This is a genomic window from Mycolicibacterium psychrotolerans (assembly GCF_010729305.1).
Lineage (GTDB): Bacteria > Actinomycetota > Actinomycetes > Mycobacteriales > Mycobacteriaceae > Mycobacterium > Mycobacterium psychrotolerans.
Map to the genome: position 1 here is coordinate 1,900,242 of NZ_AP022574.1, position 17,640 is coordinate 1,917,881.

Annotated in this window: 19 protein-coding genes and 1 pseudogene; 14 read left to right on the forward strand and 6 right to left on the reverse strand. The window is 68.7% G+C overall.

Translation table 11 applies throughout. The features are described from left to right. Positions 1 to 716: 716 nt before the first annotated feature. The 4 genes and pseudogenes from G6N45_RS09365 to G6N45_RS09380 all read left to right on the forward strand — a co-directional run bounded on the left by G6N45_RS09365 (position 717) and on the right by G6N45_RS09380 (position 3,257). On the forward strand, positions 717 to 2,042 hold the full coding sequence (locus G6N45_RS09365) for a DUF7159 family protein (RefSeq protein ID WP_456093957.1): 1,326 nt from the start codon (positions 717 to 719) through the stop codon (positions 2,040 to 2,042). A gap of 136 nt (positions 2,043 to 2,178) precedes the next feature. Continuing rightward, positions 2,179 to 2,513 (forward strand): annotated as a pseudogene (locus tag G6N45_RS09370) (HAD-IC family P-type ATPase); the annotation flags it as partial. Positions 2,514 to 2,539: 26 nt separating this feature from the next. After that, entirely contained in the window at positions 2,540 to 2,797 is a 258-nt protein-coding gene (locus G6N45_RS09375; protein WP_163721840.1) for an antitoxin, read from the forward strand. A gap of 13 nt (positions 2,798 to 2,810) precedes the next feature. Continuing rightward, positions 2,811 to 3,257, forward strand: a complete 447-nt coding sequence (locus G6N45_RS09380; RefSeq protein ID WP_163721841.1) for a type II toxin-antitoxin system Rv0910 family toxin — start codon at positions 2,811 to 2,813, stop codon at positions 3,255 to 3,257. Between the two features lie 70 nt (positions 3,258 to 3,327). On the opposite strand, the gene G6N45_RS09385 is transcribed toward G6N45_RS09380, so the two are convergent. Then, positions 3,328 to 3,978, reverse strand: a complete 651-nt coding sequence (locus G6N45_RS09385) for an NAD(P)H-binding protein (RefSeq protein WP_163728128.1) — start codon at positions 3,976 to 3,978, stop codon at positions 3,328 to 3,330. Between the two features lie 152 nt (positions 3,979 to 4,130). On the opposite strand from G6N45_RS09385, the gene G6N45_RS09390 reads away from it, so the two are divergent. After that, complete coding sequence (locus tag G6N45_RS09390) at positions 4,131 to 4,976, forward strand: CE1 family esterase (protein ID WP_407664313.1); 846 nt, start codon at positions 4,131 to 4,133, stop codon at positions 4,974 to 4,976. A 2-nt stretch (positions 4,977 to 4,978) separates the two neighbouring features. Here G6N45_RS09390 and G6N45_RS09395 read toward each other — a convergent pair whose 3' ends face one another. Beyond that, positions 4,979 to 5,587, reverse strand: a complete 609-nt coding sequence (locus G6N45_RS09395) for a TetR/AcrR family transcriptional regulator (protein WP_163728136.1) — start codon at positions 5,585 to 5,587, stop codon at positions 4,979 to 4,981. A gap of 138 nt (positions 5,588 to 5,725) precedes the next feature. On the opposite strand from G6N45_RS09395, the gene G6N45_RS09400 reads away from it, so the two are divergent. From G6N45_RS09400 to G6N45_RS09440, 9 genes are all read left to right on the forward strand, one after another. Continuing rightward, on the forward strand, positions 5,726 to 6,172 hold the full coding sequence (locus G6N45_RS09400) for an MmpS family transport accessory protein (RefSeq protein WP_163721842.1): 447 nt from the start codon (positions 5,726 to 5,728) through the stop codon (positions 6,170 to 6,172). Further along, positions 6,169 to 9,036 carry an MMPL/RND family transporter gene (locus G6N45_RS09405; RefSeq protein WP_163721843.1) on the forward strand — a complete coding sequence of 956 codons (2,868 nt, stop codon included), beginning with the start codon at positions 6,169 to 6,171 and terminating at the stop codon, positions 9,034 to 9,036. Before G6N45_RS09400 ends, G6N45_RS09405 begins: the two co-directional genes overlap by 4 nt. Positions 9,037 to 9,142: 106 nt before the next feature. After that, entirely contained in the window at positions 9,143 to 10,462 is a 1,320-nt protein-coding gene (locus G6N45_RS09410; RefSeq protein ID WP_163721844.1) for an ammonium transporter, read from the forward strand. 195 nt (positions 10,463 to 10,657) lie between these two features. Beyond that, positions 10,658 to 11,548, forward strand: a complete 891-nt coding sequence (locus G6N45_RS09415) for a thiamine pyrophosphate-dependent dehydrogenase E1 component subunit alpha (RefSeq protein ID WP_246229059.1) — start codon at positions 10,658 to 10,660, stop codon at positions 11,546 to 11,548. After that, positions 11,545 to 12,525 (forward strand): alpha-ketoacid dehydrogenase subunit beta, encoded by a 981-nt coding sequence (locus tag G6N45_RS09420; RefSeq protein WP_163721845.1) that lies wholly within the window; start codon positions 11,545 to 11,547, stop codon positions 12,523 to 12,525. Before G6N45_RS09415 ends, G6N45_RS09420 begins: the two co-directional genes overlap by 4 nt. Further along, a complete protein-coding gene (locus tag G6N45_RS09425) occupies positions 12,522 to 12,779 on the forward strand; it encodes a biotin/lipoyl-containing protein (RefSeq protein ID WP_057150595.1) in 258 nt (85 codons plus the stop codon). The genes G6N45_RS09420 and G6N45_RS09425 overlap by 4 nt, the downstream gene beginning before the upstream one ends. Before the next feature lie 13 nt (positions 12,780 to 12,792). Beyond that, the gene (locus tag G6N45_RS09430; RefSeq protein ID WP_163721846.1) at positions 12,793 to 13,041 is read left to right on the forward strand and encodes an acyl carrier protein; all 249 of its coding nucleotides are present in this window, start codon (positions 12,793 to 12,795) and stop codon (positions 13,039 to 13,041) included. Then, positions 13,038 to 13,973 (forward strand): 3-oxoacyl-[acyl-carrier-protein] synthase III C-terminal domain-containing protein, encoded by a 936-nt coding sequence (locus G6N45_RS09435; RefSeq protein ID WP_163721847.1) that lies wholly within the window; start codon positions 13,038 to 13,040, stop codon positions 13,971 to 13,973. Before G6N45_RS09430 ends, G6N45_RS09435 begins: the two co-directional genes overlap by 4 nt. Next, the gene (locus G6N45_RS09440) at positions 13,966 to 14,694 is read left to right on the forward strand and encodes an SDR family oxidoreductase (protein ID WP_163721848.1); all 729 of its coding nucleotides are present in this window, start codon (positions 13,966 to 13,968) and stop codon (positions 14,692 to 14,694) included. Before G6N45_RS09435 ends, G6N45_RS09440 begins: the two co-directional genes overlap by 8 nt. On the opposite strand, the gene G6N45_RS09445 is transcribed toward G6N45_RS09440, so the two are convergent. The 4 genes from G6N45_RS09445 to G6N45_RS09455 all read right to left on the reverse strand — a co-directional run bounded on the left by G6N45_RS09445 (position 14,682) and on the right by G6N45_RS09455 (position 17,639). After that, positions 14,682 to 15,098, reverse strand: a complete 417-nt coding sequence (locus tag G6N45_RS09445) for a hypothetical protein (protein ID WP_163721849.1) — start codon at positions 15,096 to 15,098, stop codon at positions 14,682 to 14,684. The two genes, G6N45_RS09440 and G6N45_RS09445, sit on opposite strands and share 13 nt — an antisense overlap. Positions 15,099 to 15,158: 60 nt before the next feature. After that, positions 15,159 to 15,314, reverse strand: a complete 156-nt coding sequence (locus G6N45_RS27670) for a hypothetical protein (RefSeq protein WP_156394903.1) — start codon at positions 15,312 to 15,314, stop codon at positions 15,159 to 15,161. A 76-nt stretch (positions 15,315 to 15,390) separates the two neighbouring features. Beyond that, entirely contained in the window at positions 15,391 to 16,872 is a 1,482-nt protein-coding gene (locus G6N45_RS09450; RefSeq protein ID WP_163721850.1) for an AMP-binding protein, read from the reverse strand. Next, positions 16,869 to 17,639 (reverse strand): SDR family NAD(P)-dependent oxidoreductase, encoded by a 771-nt coding sequence (locus tag G6N45_RS09455; protein WP_163721851.1) that lies wholly within the window; start codon positions 17,637 to 17,639, stop codon positions 16,869 to 16,871. Before G6N45_RS09455 ends, G6N45_RS09450 begins: the two co-directional genes overlap by 4 nt. Position 17,640 lies beyond the last annotated feature (1 nt).

Genomic DNA, 17,640 nt, shown 5'->3' on the forward strand with positions numbered 1-17,640 from the left:
GCCCTCACCGACCGTTGCGGCGAACGATCGGTATGGAGTCCCAGCACAACCGAAGACATGACCGGCCTGACCCGGTCCGGTCGCGCGGTGTCGTCAACGTCGGGATCGAGTGGCGTGGTGTCGTCGGCACGTGGGTGCTGTCGCGCGGTGTCGCCATCCGATCCTGCGCGGCGAACCAGCTCACGCCAGTGCGCCCGCACCGATTCGTGCACTGCGGCATTGTCGTGCTGTCTCGGCCGCCGCAGCGGATCCGAAGGCTTAACGGCCACCGTTTCCTGATCTCATCGAGTGCTGTCCGTCGTCCGCAGCGAACCAGTTCGCAGACGCGCCGTAGCGTCCGTGCCGCTCCGCTGCCGATCGGTATCATCTTGTCAACTTCACGTGATGCGCGTGTGCGGTTTAGCGGCCGTTGATACCCCCCGGCGGGCACTGAAACCACACCTGCCCCAAGCAATCGCGCTGCTACGCAATCGCACCAGTTCGGGTGGCCGCACCACCTCGATCGGTGGGCCCTCAATAATTCTTTCCACGTCACTGGACTCGGCGAAACGAGTAGGGTTCGTCCCATAGGGCCAATGCGAGCACTAGTCCGCGTGGTCCGCTGAAAATGGTCAGCTCGGTGGCGGTGGGATGCCACGGTTTGTGTAGGGCGCGTTGACCGCCCGCCCGATGGTCGCGCAAATTGTCTTGGAGGGGCGGTGGAGTTCGTACTTGGTGTGTCAATGACATCGACGGCGGTCAGCATCGCACTTGTTGAGGGCGAAAAGGCCGACGGTGTCATCGTGGAGCACGATGTTCTGGACTTCACCACGGTCGATGCCTCGGCGGCGTTGAGCCCGTCCGATCACGTCGTCGCCGCGGTCCTGGGTACCCAGGAGGGCGCGTTGGCCGGCGGCCACCATCTGGTATCCACCGGAGTCGCGTGGACCGACCACACCGAAGCAGCCCTGCTGAGGCAGGCGTTGGTCGCCCGCGGCCTCGACGATGTACTGCTGGTGTCGGAGCTGCACGCCGCCGCGGCACTCACCCAACAAACAGGTCGGGCGCTGGGGTACCGCAAGACCGCACTGATGTTCGTCGGGCGCGACACCGCGACGCTGGCGATCGTCGATACCGTCGACGGCTCAGTGTTCGCGATACTCAGCCAAAGTCTGGCCGGCGAAGATGCGGCCACCGTCGTGGCCGGCATGGTCACCAGCCTTCAGGCCAGGGAACCAGCGGCCCAGGGCCTGTGCGTCGTCGGCTCCGGCGTGGACGTATCCGCGGTCAAGGCACGTTTGCAGGCCCTTGTCGCGGTGCCGGTCATCGCCCCGGAGAAGCCCCATCTGGCATTAGCCCGCGGCGCTGCGCTGGCATCGGCCCAAGCGCCCCGCTTCGATACGACCACTATCGGCTTGGCCTACTCACAGGATCCCGGCGACACGGTGATCCACCCAGCGGCCTACCCGATTGCGCTTGCCTATGACGCGACCACGCGCCTCGGCCATGATGAGGCTTCCTTGGGCGCCGCCTACACCGCTTCGGAACGCGGCGACGTGCCGCAACCCAGCAAGCCGTTCCTGATGATGGGCAGTTCGCTGACCGCCGTGTTTGCGGTCGGAATTACGGCACTGGCCATTGCGATGGCGATCAGTTTCCAGCCGAGTAAAAACGGGACGACGCTGCATTCCGGCGGTGTGATGCAGTCCCCGGCTTCGGCGGGCGCACCGCCCGCCGCGCCGCAACGGGTTCCCACACCGGCCGCCGACCCCGCGCCGACGGCGCCACCACCTGCGGCGGCCGTCGCCGAGATGGCACGGTTGAAGGTCCCGCCCTCCCCGCCGCCGCGGGTGGTGCGCAACGCAGCGCCCGCCCCGCAGGCCCCACCCGCCCCGCCAGCGCCGCCCCCGCGAGTTGCCTTGCCGCCCGTTGTGTTTCCGCCACTGGTCACCTGGCTACCTCCGATCCTTCAGCCGCCCCACATCTTCAGCCCGCCCAAACCGAAGCCTGGCCACGGCGGCGGCAGGGGTCACGGTGGCTCAGGGCGTGGCCACGGTGACTAGCGCAGGGAGTCGTTGAACGGCAGGCCCCGCAGTCACTCGTCGCCTTACTCGCGTGTCGCTTACAAACTCACGCCACTGGCAGGTGACAGGGCTTCGCTCCGTCATCGCGGAGGCCCCGGATGCCGCCGGGCTGGAGCTCGACGCCCGCGACACCCTCGATTACTCTGCCTCGCAACATGTCTCGGTCACGGTGATCTCCGGGGACGTCGCGGTCTCAGTCGGCCTCACCGGGGAGGCGATGGACGCACGCCGACTGCCGGCGGAGCCGATCGGCTGGCCGAGGCGCTAAAGGAGTACACGACATTCGGGCGAGTGCGGCCCGACCGGAAGCGGTCGATGGTGCATGCGCTGCAGTCACGCGGCCACACCGTCGCGATGACCGGTGACGGCGTCAACGACGTGCTGGCACTCAAGGACGCCGACATCGGCGTCGCCATGGGGTCGGGGAGCTCGGCGTCGCAGGCTGTGGCGTTCGCCGGACCGGTAAAGTCGGGCGCATGGGATTTCTGGACAAGGCGAAGGATCTTCTTTCCAAGAACGCCGACAAGGTGGACACCGTGATCGGCAAGGCCGGTGACCTCGTGGCCAAGAAGACGCAGGGCAAGTACGCCTCGACCGTCGACAAGGTGCAGGACGCCGCCAGGAAGGCAGTCGCCGACCAGGTCGCGCCGCAACAGCCCCCGGTGCCTCCGCAACCGCAGCAGCCCCCGGTGCCTCCGCAGCAGGAGCCCCCGACGGCTCCTCCGGTGTCGTAGGGCCGCCCGCGGTATGGCCAAGCTGTCGGTCTCGGTCGACGTGCCGCTGCCCCCCGAGCGGGCGTGGGAGAGCGCGTCGGACCTGTCCCGGTACAAGGAGTGGCTGTCCATTCACCGGGTGTGGCGCTCCCCGCTGCCCGACACCATCGACAAGGGCACCACGCTCGACTCGATCGTCGAGGTCAAGGGCATGCTCAACCGCGTGCGCTGGACCGTCGTGCACTACAAGCCACCGGAGGCGATGACGCTCAACGGTGACGGCCGCGGCGGCGTCAAGGTCAAGCTGATCGGCAAGGTCAAGGCGGCCCCTCAGGATCCGGCCGTCTCGACCGTGCAGTTCGACGTCCACCTCGGCGGGCCCGCGCTGTTCGGGCCGATCGGGATGGTCGTCGCCGGGGCTCTCAAGAGCGACATCCAGGAGTCGCTGAACCGCTTCAAGGCGGTCTTCGCGCCCTCCTGACCTCCCCGCGAGCAGACACGAACTCGTACGGATCGCGCCCGGAACGGCCGAGTTTGCGTCTGCTCGCGGTTCAGGACAGTGCGTCGGCGATCGGGGTGTCGCCGGAGATCAGGTCGAAGGTGCGGCCCGCCGTGTGCGGCGCATCGAGCACCCCGACGATCACCGCGGCGACGTCGGCGCGGGGGACCGCGCCGCGTCCGGTGCGCTCGGCGATGGTGACGTTGCCGGTCGGCGGGTCGTCGGTGAGCCGTCCCGGCCGCACGATGGTGGCGGAAAGTCCTCGGCGAGAACGGATCTCGTCATCGGCAGCGCCCTTGGCGCGCAGGTAGGCGACGAAGACCTCGTCCGCCGCGTCGTCGGGCGTGTCGACATCGGCCCCCATGGCCGAGATCATCACGTAGCGACCCACCCCTGCGGCCTCGGCGGCATCGGCCAGCAGGATCGCCGCGTCACAGTCCACGGTCTGCTTGCGCGCCGCCCCACTGCCCGGCCCCGCACCGGCGGCGAAGACCACCGCGTCGGCTCCGCGCAGGTGCGCCGCCACGTCGTCGACGGTCGAGTGCTCCAGGTCGATCACCACGGGTTCGGCGCCCGCCGCGGTCAGATCGGCGGCGTGTTCGGGATTGCGGATCAGCCCGGCGACCGAGTCGCCCCTGGCGCTGAGCAACGCCTCGGTGAGCAGTGCGATCTTGCCGTGTCCTCCTGCGATGACGACGCGCACGCGGACCTCCTTCTCGTCGAACGACACCACCCCCGTGTCTACCACCGTCGGCGCGGGGCGAAGATGAAGCCGTGTCGCACCTCACCGGTCGACGTCGCCGCGATGTCTGCCGTTCCGTTTCGGTCCATGTTGTTGTGTCAATACTTGCGCCCGTGCACTTGACCGCCGCTCGCCTCGTCACCCTGATCGCCACGTTGCTCGGCATCGCCGCCGCCCCGGCCGGGCTGTCTGCCGCGGCGCCTGCCGGCGTGCAGGGCCTGCTCGACATCGGCGGCATGCAGCGCACCTACGTCGTGCACGTGCCGCCCGGAGCGGCCAACGGCCTGGTGATCAATCTGCACGGTGCGGGTCTGACGGGCCGCGACCAGGCAGCGGCGACGAACTACGACGCCATCGCCGACCGGTACGGATTCGTCGTCGCCTACCCCGACGGCATCGACCTGAGCTGGGCTGACGGCCGCGGAGCGTCGGTCCCTGACCGGCAGGGCGTCGACGACGTCGGCTTCCTGTCCACGCTCATCACCGAGCTGACCCGGCAGTACGCCATCAGCCCGGGCCGGGTGTTCGTGACGGGGATGTCGGCCGGCGGGTTCATGGCCCAGCGGCTGGCCTGCGACCGGGCCGATCTGGTGGCAGCGGTGATGCCCGTCGCCGGCACGCTCGGCGCGGCCGTCCCGTGTGCGCCGTCGCGGCCGGTGTCGGTGCTCGAAGTGCACGGGGACGCCGACCCGGTGGTGCCGTTCACCGGCGGACCGATGGTCGGCCGCGGCGGCCCCAGCGACATCCTCTCCGCCCCGGCGATGGCCGACCGGTGGCGGGCGATCAACGGCTGCCCGCCGCCCGTCACGACGCCCGGCCGCTCGGTGTCGACCGGATGCGCAGACGGCACCGAGGTCGACTTCGTGACGATCCCGGGCGGCGGCCACGTCTGGCCCATGAGCTGGCCGTTCGACGCCTCTCAGGCGAGCGCCGACTTCTTCGCCGCGCACGGGCGCTGACGTCAGGTCCGGGTGCGCTGCAGGGCGGGAAGCACGACTTCGTCGACGAGCATGCGAACGGTCTCGTCGGTTGGCGGGCGGTCGGACATCAGACTGCGGAACACCAGGTAGCCGGGCAGCACGTCCCAGATCTCGGGGTTGATCGCGTCGGTGCCGATCTCGCCACGCGCGGCGGCCGTCGCCAGCACCTCTTCCATCATCGTGTGCCGGTGCCGGACGAACTTGTCCTGCATCGCCGCCCGCAGGTCCGCGCTGTGCGACATCTCGTTGAGCACTGCCCGCATCGTGCTCGCGTGTTCCCGGGAATGCGCGGCCACTGACGTACCGATCGCGATCAGATCCTCGCGGAGACTTCCGGTGTTGGGTGCTACCGCCGACTCCCGGGTGCCCTCGATGAACGCCGCGAGCACGAGGTCGGCTTTCGAGGGCCACCGGCGGTACATCGTGGCCTTGCTCGCCTTGGCTTCGGTGGCGACCGCGTCGACGGTCAGCCGGTCGTAACCATGTGACTGCAGCAGCCGCAGGGTGACCGTCAGCAGCTCGGCTTCCCGCTCGGTCCAGCAGTACTGCTCCGGTTCCGAGGCGCCGGACTTCGCCGAGTCGGGTACCACGCGTTCCACCGTATGCCTCTCCGCTGTCACCGCGCCGGAACCGCCAGCGCTTGCAGGGGACAGTACCGTACCGTACCGTTTCGTTCCGGCCACTCGGGTGTGCGGCGGCCGTCGGGGCGATCGGAAGTGGGCTCGCGGATGAGCAGGGTGTCGGTCGGAAGAGTCGTCAGACAACGGTGGACGATCATCGTCACCGTCGTCGTCGTCGCGATCGTCGGATTCAGTGTCTATCGTCTGCACGGCATCTTCGGCTCGACCAACACCGTGTCACGACCCAGCGCCGACGCCCTGGAGAACACCGGCTACAACCCCAAGCGGGTCCGCCTCGACGTGTTCGGCTCGCCCGGCACGGTGGCGACGATCAACTACCTCGACGCCGACGCCCAACCGCAGCGGGCCGACGACGTCACCCTGCCGTGGTCGACGACGTTGGCCACCGACGACCCCACGCTGTTCGCCGACCTGCGCGCGCAGGGCGACGGCGCCCAGATCGGTTGCCGCATCACGGTCAACGGTGTCGTCACCGACGAGAGGACCACCGACAACGTGAACGGATACATCGCCTGCATGGACAAGTCGGCGTGAGCGAGCGTCACTCCGTCGCCGAGCAGTCGAGGGTCGCGCGTCTGATCCGGGTGCTGGCCGTGCCGATCCTGCTGGTGTGGATCGCCGTCGCGGCACTGACGAACATCGCCGCACCGCAGCTCGAGGTCGTCGGCGCCGAACGCTCGGTGTCGATGAACGCCCCGGATGCGCCGTCGATCATGGCGAGGCGGCACATCGGCCAGGTCTTCGACGAATTCGATTCCGACAGTGCGGCCATGATCGTGCTCGAAGGGGACGAACCGCTCGGCGCCGACGCCCACCGCTACTACGACACCCTGGTCAAGCGGCTGGCGCAGGACACCACCCACGTGCAGCACATCCAGGACTTCTGGGGCGATCCGCTCACCGCGGGCGGCTCGCAGAGCAAGGACGGCAAGGCCGCGCTGGTGCAGGTGTACCTCGCCGGCAACCAGGGCGAGGCGCTGGCCAACCAATCCGTCGACGCGGTCCGCGACATCGTCGCCGAGGTGCCGGCGCCGCCGGGCGTCAAGGCCTACGTCACCGGTGCCGCTCCGCTGATCACCGACAACTTCGAAGTGGGCAGCGCGGGCACGCACAAGGTCACCGCCATCACGTTCCTCGTCATCGCGATCATGCTGCTCATCGTCTACCGATCCGTGGTCACGATGCTGATCGTGCTCGTGACGGTGGCCATCGAGCTGGCGGCCGCGCGCGGGGTCGTCGCGGTGCTCGCGAATTACGGGTTCATCGGCCTGTCCACCTATTCGACCAACCTGCTGACGCTCCTCGCGATCGCGGCAGGCACCGACTGGGCGATCTTCCTCGTCGGCCGCTACCACGAGGCCCGCAGTGCGGGCGAAGACCGAAAACCGGCGTACTACACCATGTTCCGCGGCACCGTGCACGTCATCGTCGGCTCCGGGTTGACGATTGCGGGCGCAGTGGCCTGCCTGTACTTCACCCGGCTGCCCTATTTCCAGACGCTCGGGGTGCCCGCGGCGATCGGTGTGCTGGTGACGCTGGCCGCCGCGCTGACGCTGGGTCCCGCGGTGCTCGTGATGACCGGCCGGTTCGGGCTGATGGAACCCAAGCGGGCGATGCGGACCAGGGGGTGGCGGCGCATCGGCACCGTGATCGTGCGCTGGCCGGGTCCGATCCTGGTGGTGACGTGCGCGATCGCCCTGATCGGACTGTTGGCGCTGCCCGGGTACAAGACCAGCTACGACGCACGGCCCTACCTGCCCGACACCGCCCCGGCGGTCGTCGGATACGCCGCGGCAGAACGGCACTTCTCCGAAGCCCGGCTCAACCCCGAACTGCTGATGATCGAGACCGATCACGACATGCGCAACCCGGCGGACATGCTGATCCTCGAGCGTGTCGCCAAGGCCGTGCTGCACACCCAGGGTGTGGCGCTGGTGCAGTCGATCACGCGGCCGCTGGGCACGCCGATCAGCCACAGCTCCATCCCGTTTCAGATCAGCGCGCAGAGTGCCAGCCAGATCATGAACCTGAGCTACCAGAAGGATCGCGCCGCCGACCTGATGAAGCAGGCGGCGGAGATCAGCAACACGATCGACATCCTCAAGCAGCAGCTCACCTTGCAGCAGGCGAGCGCGGCGGCGACCCACGAGCAGACCCAGGCCTTCCACGACACCGTCACGATCGTGACCGACCTGCGGGACAAGCTCGCGAACTTCGACGACCAGTTCCGGCCGCTGCGCAACTACTTCTACTGGGAGCCGCACTGTTTCGACATCCCGATGTGCGCGGCGCTGCGGTCGGTGTTCGACTCGCTCGACGGCATCAGCGCGCTCACCGATCAGTTCACCAGCATCACGGCCAGCCTCGACAAGCTCGACGCGCTGCAGCCGCAACTGCTCGCGTTGCTGCCGCCGCAGATCGCGATCCAGGAGCGCAACCGCGACCTGACGCTGTCCAACTATGCGACCACCGGTGGCACCAACGCCCAGAGCGAGGAAGCGTTGCGCAACGCCACCGCGATGGGTCAGGCGTTCGACACCGCCAAGAACGACGACTCGTTCTACCTGCCGCCCGAAGCCTTCGACAACCCCGACTTCAAGCGGGGGCTCAAGCTGTTCCTCTCACCCGACGGCAAGGCCGCCCGGATGACCATCACCCACCAGGGCAACCCGGCGACCCCCGAGGGGATCTCGCACATCGACTCGATCCGCGACTCGGCGTTCGACGCCATCAAGGCCACGCCGCTGTCCGACGCGAAGATCTATGTGGCGGGGGTCGCCGCCACCTACAAGGACGTCCAGGACGGTGCGAAGTACGACCTTCTGATCGTTGCCCTCGCGGCGCTCGCGCTCATCCTGCTGATCATGATGTTCATCACCCGCAGCCTCGTCGCGGCCACCGTCATCGTCGGCACCGTGGTGCTCTCGCTCGGTGCGTCCTTCGGGCTGTCGGTTCTGGTGTGGCAGTACATCTTCGGTATCCAGCTGTACTGGATCGTGCTCGCGCTGGCGGTGATCCTGCTGCTCGCGGTCGGCGCGGACTACAACCTGTTGTTGATCTCCCGGTTCAAAGAGGAGGTCGGAGCGGGCCTGAAGACCGGCAGCATCCGTGCGATGGCCGGCACCGGCGGGGTCGTCACCGCCGCCGGCTTGGTGTTCGCGGCGACCATGTCGTCGTTCGTCTTCAGCGACCTGGTGGTGCTCGGCCAGATCGGCACCACCATCGGCCTGGGTCTGCTGTTCGACACCCTGATCGTCCGGTCCTTCATGACCCCGTCGATCGCGGTCCTGCTCGGCCGCTGGTTCTGGTGGCCGCAGATCGTGCGCACCCGCCCGGCCAGCCAGATGCTGCGCCCCTACGGTCCGCGGCGGGCGGTGCGCGACCTGCTCGGCGGGTGAGACGGGAGGCGATCACCGGGACGGCGCGAAACATGGCCGAAACATGATCGCCGCCTGCCCGAAACGCGGAGCCGACATTCTCGTTCGGGACAAAGGAGTGCCGACCGTGAACCAGCTCGATCCCGCCGCGACCGCATGGCTGTTGGCCAGCACCGCTCTGGTGCTCCTCATGACGCCGGGTCTGGCGATCTTCTACGGCGGCATGGTGCGTACCACCGGCGTGCTGAACATGATCATGATGAGCTTCATCGCGATCCCGCTGGTGACGGTGACGTGGCTACTCCTCGGATACAGCCTCGCCTTCTCCGGCACGGGCGTCCACGGGGTGATCGGCGATCTGGCCCACGCCGGGATGAGCGGGATCGCGCCGGACACGCTGCACGGACAGGTGCCGGAGCTGTTGTTCGTGACGTTCCAGCTCAGCTTCGCGATCATCACCGCGGCTCTGGTCAGTGGCGCGATCGCCGACCGGGCCAAGTTCGCGGCGTGGGTGGTGTTCGTCCCGCTGTGGGTGGTGGTGGTGTACGCCGTTGTGGCGCACTGGGTGTGGGCGCCCGGCGGCTGGATGTTCCGGTGGGGTGTGCTCGACTACGCGGGCGGGCTCGTCGTCGAAATCGTCTCAGGCTCCTCGGCTTTGGCCCTGGCGCTGGTGCTCGGACCGCGCATCGGGTTCAAGAAGGACGCCATGCGGCCGCACAATCTGCCGTTCGTGCTGCTCGGCGTGGGGCTGCTGTGGTTCGGCTGGTTCGGGTTCAACGCCGGGTCGGCGCTGGCGGCCAACGGCACGGCCGCGGCGATCTTCCTCAACACCCTGGTGGCCGGCTGTCTGGGCATGCTGGGCTGGCTGACGGTCGAACAACTGCGCGACGGGAAGCCGACGACGTTCGGCGCGGCCTCCGGTGTGGTCGCCGGTCTGGTGGCCATCACACCGGCGTGCGGCACCGTCAACACCCTCGGCGCCGTCGTGGTCGGGTTGGCGGCAGGGGTGGTGTGCGCCTTCGCCATCGGGCTGAAATTCCGCCTGGGGTATGACGATTCGCTCGACGTCGTCGGGGTGCACTTCGTCGGCGGCGTGGTCGGCGTGCTGCTCATCGGGCTGCTCGCCACCGACGTGATGACCGGCGGCGCGAACGGTCTGTTCTACGGCGGCGGGCCGGCTCAGCTCGGGAGGCAGCTGGTGGCCGTGCTGGTGGTCGCGGCGTACGCGTTCGCGGCATCGTTCGCGCTCGCCACGCTGATCGACCGGGTGATCGGATTCCGGATCAGCGCCGAGGACGAGGTGTCGGGTGTCGACTTCTCCCAGCACGCTGAAACCGCCTACGCCGAGGGCGTTCACGGGCACGGTGCGCCTCCGCGGTCCGGTCTGTTCGGTGCCTCGGGGACGACGGCGCCGCGCCAGGCGGCATCGGAGGACACCGCCGGCTGACCGTGCCGGCGACGCCCCGCAGTCGCAGAAGAGCGCCGCGAGATTTTCGACGATGCGGTAAGTTGCAGTGCCTAAGAAGTTGAACCAAAGGTCAGCCTCACGGTGCGTCGGGCAGTAGGGCCGGACGCGGGTGGGCCGGATGTTGGGAGCGGTCGCAATGCTGACACCGACGGGGACGGTGCTGAATTGACCGATGTGGCAACGTCAGTGGACGTGGAGACCAGCCGTGCCATGCTGCGCCACATGCTCGTGGCCCGCGGCATCGACGACGAAGCCGTCCGGCTGCAGAATCAGGGCAGGGTTGACCTGTGGTTGTCCTGTCGGGGCCAGGAGGCGGCGCAGGTCGCCTCGGCGATGGCCATCGGTGACGCGGCGACGATCTTCCCCAGTTACCGCGACCACGCCGTCGCGGTCGTCCGTGGTATCGATGGCGTGGCGCTGGTCGCGCAGTGGGCCGGCCGCACCTTCTGCGGGTGGAATCCGCGCCGGCACCGGTTCTTCCCCTACACACTGGTGGTCGCGGCGCAGACGCTGCACGCCGTCGGTTACGCGATCGGGCGCAGGCTTCAGGACCGCACCGAGACGGTCGTCGTCTATCTCGGCGACGGGGCCACCAGCGAGGGCGACGTCTCGGAGGCGATGAACCTGGCAGCGGTCGAGTCCGCGCCGGTGCTGTTCGTGGTGCAGAACAACGGCTGGGCGATCTCCAAACCGAGTCACGAGCAGATGCTGACCTCGGTCGCCACCCGGGCGCGTGGCTTCGGCATCACCTCATGGTCGGTGGCCGACGACGATCCCGACGACACCTACCTGCAGTGTCTGACCGCCAGGCGGCACGTCGAGAGCACCGGCACGCCCGCGCTGGTCGAGCTGCACACCACCCGCACCGCGGGGCACAGCAGCTCCGACGCCCACACCGTCTACCGCGACCGGGACGAACTCTCGGCCGCCGCGTCGCGCGATCCGGTGCTGCGTTACCGGCAGAGGCTGCACACCGCCGGCCTGGTGGACGAACCCTGGCTGGACGACGTCGCGCACGACGTCGCCGCGCAGAGCCGGGCCATGGTGGAGGCCTTCGGGCGATGACCACCGGCGCACGGCCCCACTGCCTGGCCGAGTCACTCAATGGCGCGCTGCGCGGGCTGATGGCCGACGACGCGTCGGTGGTGCTGATCGGGCAGGACATCGGCCGTCTCGGCGGGGTCTTCCGCGTGACGAGAGGCCTGCAGGAACACTTCGGCTCGGGCCGGGTCCGCGATGCGGTGCTGGCGGAGTCGTCGATCGTCGGGCAGGCGATCGGCATGTCCATCGCGGGACTGAAACCGATCTGCGAGATCCAGTTCGACGGCTTCGTCTACCTCGCGATGAACCAGATCGTCACCCAGGCGGCGAGGATGCGCGACCGGTGGAACGGTGAGCTCGATCTGCATCTGGTGGTGCGGGTTCCGGTGGGCGGAGGAATCCGCGCCGTCGAGCACCACAGCGAGTCCAACGAGGCGCTGTTCGCCCACACCCCCGGCCTGCATGTCGCCTACCCGTCGGACCCCGAGGACGCGGCCGGCATGCTCGAGCACTCCTGCCGCCTCGGATCGCCGGTGGTCTTCTTCGAACCCAAGCGGCTGTACTGGAACCGCAGGCGTCAGGAGCGTCTCGCGGAGCCGGTCTCGGCGTTCGGCGCCCGCATCGTGCGCCGCGGATCCGACGTCACCGTCGCCGGATACGGGGCGGTCCTCGAGGACGTGCTCGCGGCGGCCGACGCGCTGGCAGGCACCGTCGACGTCGAGGTGATCGACCTGCGCTGGATCGCGCCGATGGACGTCGACGCGGTACTCGCCTCCGTCGCCCGCACCACCCGCCTGCTGGTGGTGCACGAGGCGGTCGGGTTCTGCGGTGTGGGAGCCGAATTGGCGGCCACCGTCGCCGAACGTGCCTGGCACCACCTGAGCGCACCGGTGCGACGGGTGGCCCCCCGCCGCGCCACCTATCCGCCCGCCGACCGCGAGACCGACCATCTGATCGGCGTGCCGGAGATCACCCACGCGATCGAGGAGATGTGCCGGTGAGCGGCGCCGAGAACAGCATCGACATCCACGTGCCCGACTTCGGGCATGGCCTCACCGATGCCCTCGTGGTCGAATGGCTGGTGTCGGTCGGCGACGTGGTCGAGCGGGGGGACGTGGTCGCCGTGCTGGAGACCGACAAGAGCAGTGTCGAGCTGATGGCCGAGAGAGCGGGCACGGTGGCCGAGATCGTCGTGGGCGCGCGGTCGATCACCACCTCAGGTTCGGTGCTGTACAAACTCGACGAGCGACGGTGAAAGGTCGGAGACGATGGCATCCATCGATGAACGTATGAACACGATCGTGCTCAAGATCGTGCGACGGCGATCTCCCGAGGCCGGCGTCGAGGATCTCGGCACCGCGATCTGGGACCTGGATCTGGACTCCCTTGACGTCGCCGAACTCACCGAACTCCTCGAGAAGGAATTCGGCGTCGAGGCGGACCTCGAACGGCTCGACGAGTGTGTCAGCCCCGCCGACATCAAGACGTACTTCCTGGGACTGATCGGCACTCCGTGAACGCCGGCATCGTCGACATCGTCACGGAGACAAGCGGAGAACACGTCCCCAACGCGTACTTCGATGCCATCGGGCTCACCGACGAGTGGATCCGCCGCCGCACGGGCGTGGGTGCGCGCTGGTGGATGGACGACTCCGAGCCGCTCGACGAGGTGGCCGCCCGGGTGTGCGCCCCCCTGGTCGCCCGCCACGGCGAGGGCAGGATCTCCGCGCTGCTGGTGGTGAGCAGCTCCGCGGGCGGCGCCGTGCCCGGCATCGCGCAGCGGGTCGCGACGAAGGCCGGATTGCCGAACGACATCCTGGCTTTCGACATGTCCGCGGCCTGCAGCGGGTTCATCTACGGGCTGATCTCGGGACTGTCGTTGTGCGACGCCGGCGACGGCGCCGGGGTCATCGTCTGCTGCGTCGAGGCGATGTCGCGGATGCTCGACAAGACCGACCGCAACACCGGGCCCCTGTTCGGGGACGGCGCCGCGGCGGTGCTACTGCAACCGCGGCCGACGTTCCGCAAGCACCGCTGGCACGCCGGGTCGGACGGCGCCGGCGCCGACCTGATGCGCGGACAGATCGGCAAGGGCATCGCGCTCGACGGCATCCGGGTCTACCACCGCGCCGTCCGGACGATGACCGAGACCGCGAAGATCCTGCGCGACAACGATGTCGAACCGTCGATCGTGATCGGACATCAGGCCAACTCGCGGATCCTGCAGCGGGTGCGTGACGAGGCCGACATCGGCTCGGCCGTGTTCGTGGACTGCGTCGAGAACTTCGGCAACACCTCGGCGGCCTCGATTCCGCTGGCGCTGGGCGCATCGCTGGCAGACGGCACGATCCCGGCGAGCGGCAGGGCGCTGCTCGTCGCCTACGGCGCGGGTGAGGCGTGGGGCGGCGTGATGGTCGACTACGACCTCACCGACACGCCGCATGACTGAACGGCCCGAGGTCGTCCTGGTCACCGGCGCTTCCCGCGGAGTCGGCGCCGAGGTCGCCCGCATGCTCGCCCGCCCCGGGCGTCACATCGTCGTCAATTACCGCGAGAAGGATCGCCGCGCCACCGAGGTCGTCGACGGCGTCCGCGCTGCGGGCGCCGACGCGTGGGGCGCGCGGGCGGATCTGTGTGACGAGCGTGCCGTCACCGCGATGTTCGACGACATCGATGAGCGGCTCGGCGGTCTGGATGTGCTGGTACTCAACGCTTCCGGGGGATTGGAGCGGCACGCCGAGGCCGGCTACGCAATGCGGCTCAACCGCGACGCCCAGGTGGCGGTGGCCCGCCGCGCGGTGGCGTCGATGTCCGGTAAAGGGCTCGTCGTCTTCGTCACGAGCCATCCGGCGCACTTCTACGGGCGGATACCGGTTCCGATCGCCGGTTATGAGCCGGTGGCGGAGAGCAAACACGCCGGTGAACGCGCGCTGCGTGCCGAGATGGCCGCCGAAGATGTTGCACTGGTGGTGGTTTCGGGGGATCTGCTGGAGGGGAGCGTCACGCTGCGTGTGCTCGAGCGGAGTGACCGCGACGGGGTCGCGGCGCGGCGCGCGGCGGGGCCGTTGCCCAGTGTGGAAGAGTTCGCCGCCGCGATCGTCGCGGCGATCGACGCCCCGCCACCGGACGGCACGACCATGTACGTCGGGGGATCGGGCTACGTCGACTGAGGCTTCGACCGGGAGGTGCGTCGCCGGGTCGGCTTCTCCTCGCGGGGCGGTTCGTTCCCGCCGCGGTTGGTGAACCGGCCCAGCGTCGACACACCGGGCATCGACGACACCGCGCGGTAGACGTCGTTGCCGGTCGCGACCAATGCTTCGAGTTGGGGCAGCAGCGCATCCATCGTGCGCAGCATCGGGTCGGCGAGCGCCAGGTAGCGCTCGGCACGGTCGATGACGGCATTGAGCCGCTGGGTCGCGGTCGCGAGATTCTCGATCAGATCGGGCATCTCGGCGGCGAGCTGGATGGAGGCAGGCGGAATGCGCAGGGCGGTCGATGCCACCGTCTGGGCGGCATCGGCCGCTGCCTGCGCAGCCGCTCTGATCTCTTTAGGGCTTGGAACCTTGTGTGTCATGGATCAACGATGCCGCACAACGTCGCGGCACCGGGGGCTTTGGCCGAACGTGTCGGCCGGTCAGTACCAGACTTTTCGGCCACCGACCGGGCGGCCCACCGCGCCGAGGATCCACAGCACGACTCCGACCACGACAAGGATCGCTCCGATCGTGTAGAGGATCGACAGGCTGGTGAAGTAGCCGATCAACAGGAGGATGATGCCGAGCACAATCATGATCAATTCCGATCTTCAGATGTGGGAGCGTTCGTCTTCCCAGCAGGAATTACCCATTCCGTCAAAACCAAACCGGTCAATTCAGCCGGGCCCTCAGCTCGCGCTTGAGCACCTTGCCGTAGCTGTTCTTCGGCAGCTCGTCGAGATACAGGTACCGCTTGGGTCGCTTGAAGCGAGCGATGCGCTCGAGCAGGTGGGCGTCCAGCTCGGCCGGGGGCGCCTGCCCGACGATGAACGCCACCACGACCTCGCCCCACTCCGGATCCGGCGCTCCGACCACACCGGCCTCGACGACGCCAGGGTGCTCGAGCAGGACCTCCTCCACCTCGCGGGGGTAGATGTTGCTGCCCCCGCTGATGACCACGTCCTTGGACCGGTCGCGCAACGTCAGGTGACCGGCGGCGTCGAAGGCGCCCATGTCGCCGGTGTGCAGCCAGCCGTCGCGCAGCGTGGCCGCGGTCGCCTTGGGATCGTTCCAGTAACCCGCCATCACCACGTCTCCACGGCAGACGACCTCGCCCACCTCGCCGACGGCGGCGGGTCGCCCGTCGGCGGCGAGCACGGCGACGTCGACACCTGAGCGTGCGTAACCCACCGAGCCGAGCACCGAATCAGGTGCCAGCCCTTCGTTGCCGAGATGATCGCGACGGCGCAGCCCGGTGATCGTCATGGGCGCTTCGCCCTGCCCGTACAGCTGAACGAAGACGGGCCCGAACGCGGCCATCGCCTTCTTCAGGCTCTCGACGTACATCGGCCCGCCCCCGTAGACGATCGTGCGCAGGTTCTCCGGCCGGCCCCGGCCCGTCTGGACCAGCCGGGCGACCATCGTGGGCGCCAGGAACGCACTGCACCCGGGGTGGGCGGTGCACAGGTCGAGGAACTCCGCCGGGTCGAACACCCCCGATGCCGGCACCACCTGCCGCGCACCGCGTGCGACGTAGGGCGGGACGTAGAGCCCGGACCCGTGCGACATCGGGGCGCCGTGGACCAGGCTGCAGTTCTCGTCGGGGGAGTCGAAGTCCGCCAGGTGCGCCACCGTCATGGCCATCAGGTTGCGGTGGGAGAGCATCGCACCCTTGGACCGTCCGGTGGTGCCGCTGGTGTAGAACAGCCACGCCAGGGCGGCCGGGTCGGTGTGCCGGGGTGCGACGGCCGTCGTTGCGCTGCAACGGGATCGGTACTCCGGACCGCCGAGGGTCTCGATCGGGACCGTGCTCACGCGGGCGAGCGCGGCGCCGATCGTCGGCGAGGCGAACACCACGGCGGCGCCGGCGTCGGCGAGGATCTGCTCCATCTCGCGGGGATGCAGTTTGGCGTTGATCGGCACCAGAACCGCCTCGGCGGCCCAGGTCGCGAACATCACCTCGACGATCTCCGGTCGGTTCTCGCTGGCCACCGCGATGCGCGCGGCGGGGCCGAGGCCGCGCAGCGTCGACGCGATCCGCAGCGCGCGCTCGCGCAGCTCCGCCCACGTGTGCACCTGGTGTTCACCGAGATAGACGGCACCTCGGTCGCCGTGGCGCGCGGTCGTCTGATCCAGCAGCGAGAACAGGTTCACCTTTCGATCCACTGCGAGTTCAGCGCGACGTCGGACAGATACTTCGTCGAACTCCAGCCACCGTCGACCACGATCGTCTGCCCGTTGATGAAACTGCCGCCGTCGGAACACAGGAACGCCACCGTGGCGGCGATGTCCTCGACCCGTCCGAGCCGCTGGTGCGGTGTCATCTCGGTGTTGATCTTGCGGAACCGCTCGTCGTCGAGCCGCGCGGCGACCATAGGTGTGAGCGTGACGCCGGGAGCCACGGCGTTGCAGCGGATGCCGAGGGCGCCGTACTGGCAGGCGATGTGAGTGGTCAGCGCCGTCAAACCGCCTTTGGCGGCTGAGTACGCGCCGCCACGCAGTCCGCCCACCACCGCGAACGTCGAGGTGATGTTGATGATCGCCGAGCCGGGCCCCATGTGCGCGATCGCGTCCCGGGCCAGCCGGAACGGCGCCCGTAGCATGACGCCGAGGAAGCGGTCCAGCATCTCGTCGTCGGTCTCGTGCAACGGTTTCGGGCTGCCGATGCCTGCGTTGTTGATCAGGAAGTCGATGCGGCCCCACCGCTGCAGTGCCGCGGCGACGATGCGCTGCGGCGCGTCGTCCTCGGTCAGGTCGACGGCGACCGTCGCGAGGCGTTCGCCTCCCACCGCCTTTTCCAGTGCGGCGAGCCGATCGGTGTCCCGTCCTGTGCCCAGCACCGCCATGCCCTGCCCGGCAAGCGTTGTCGCACAGGCGAAGCCGATGCCACTGCTGGCGCCCGTGACGATCGCCACCTGCATG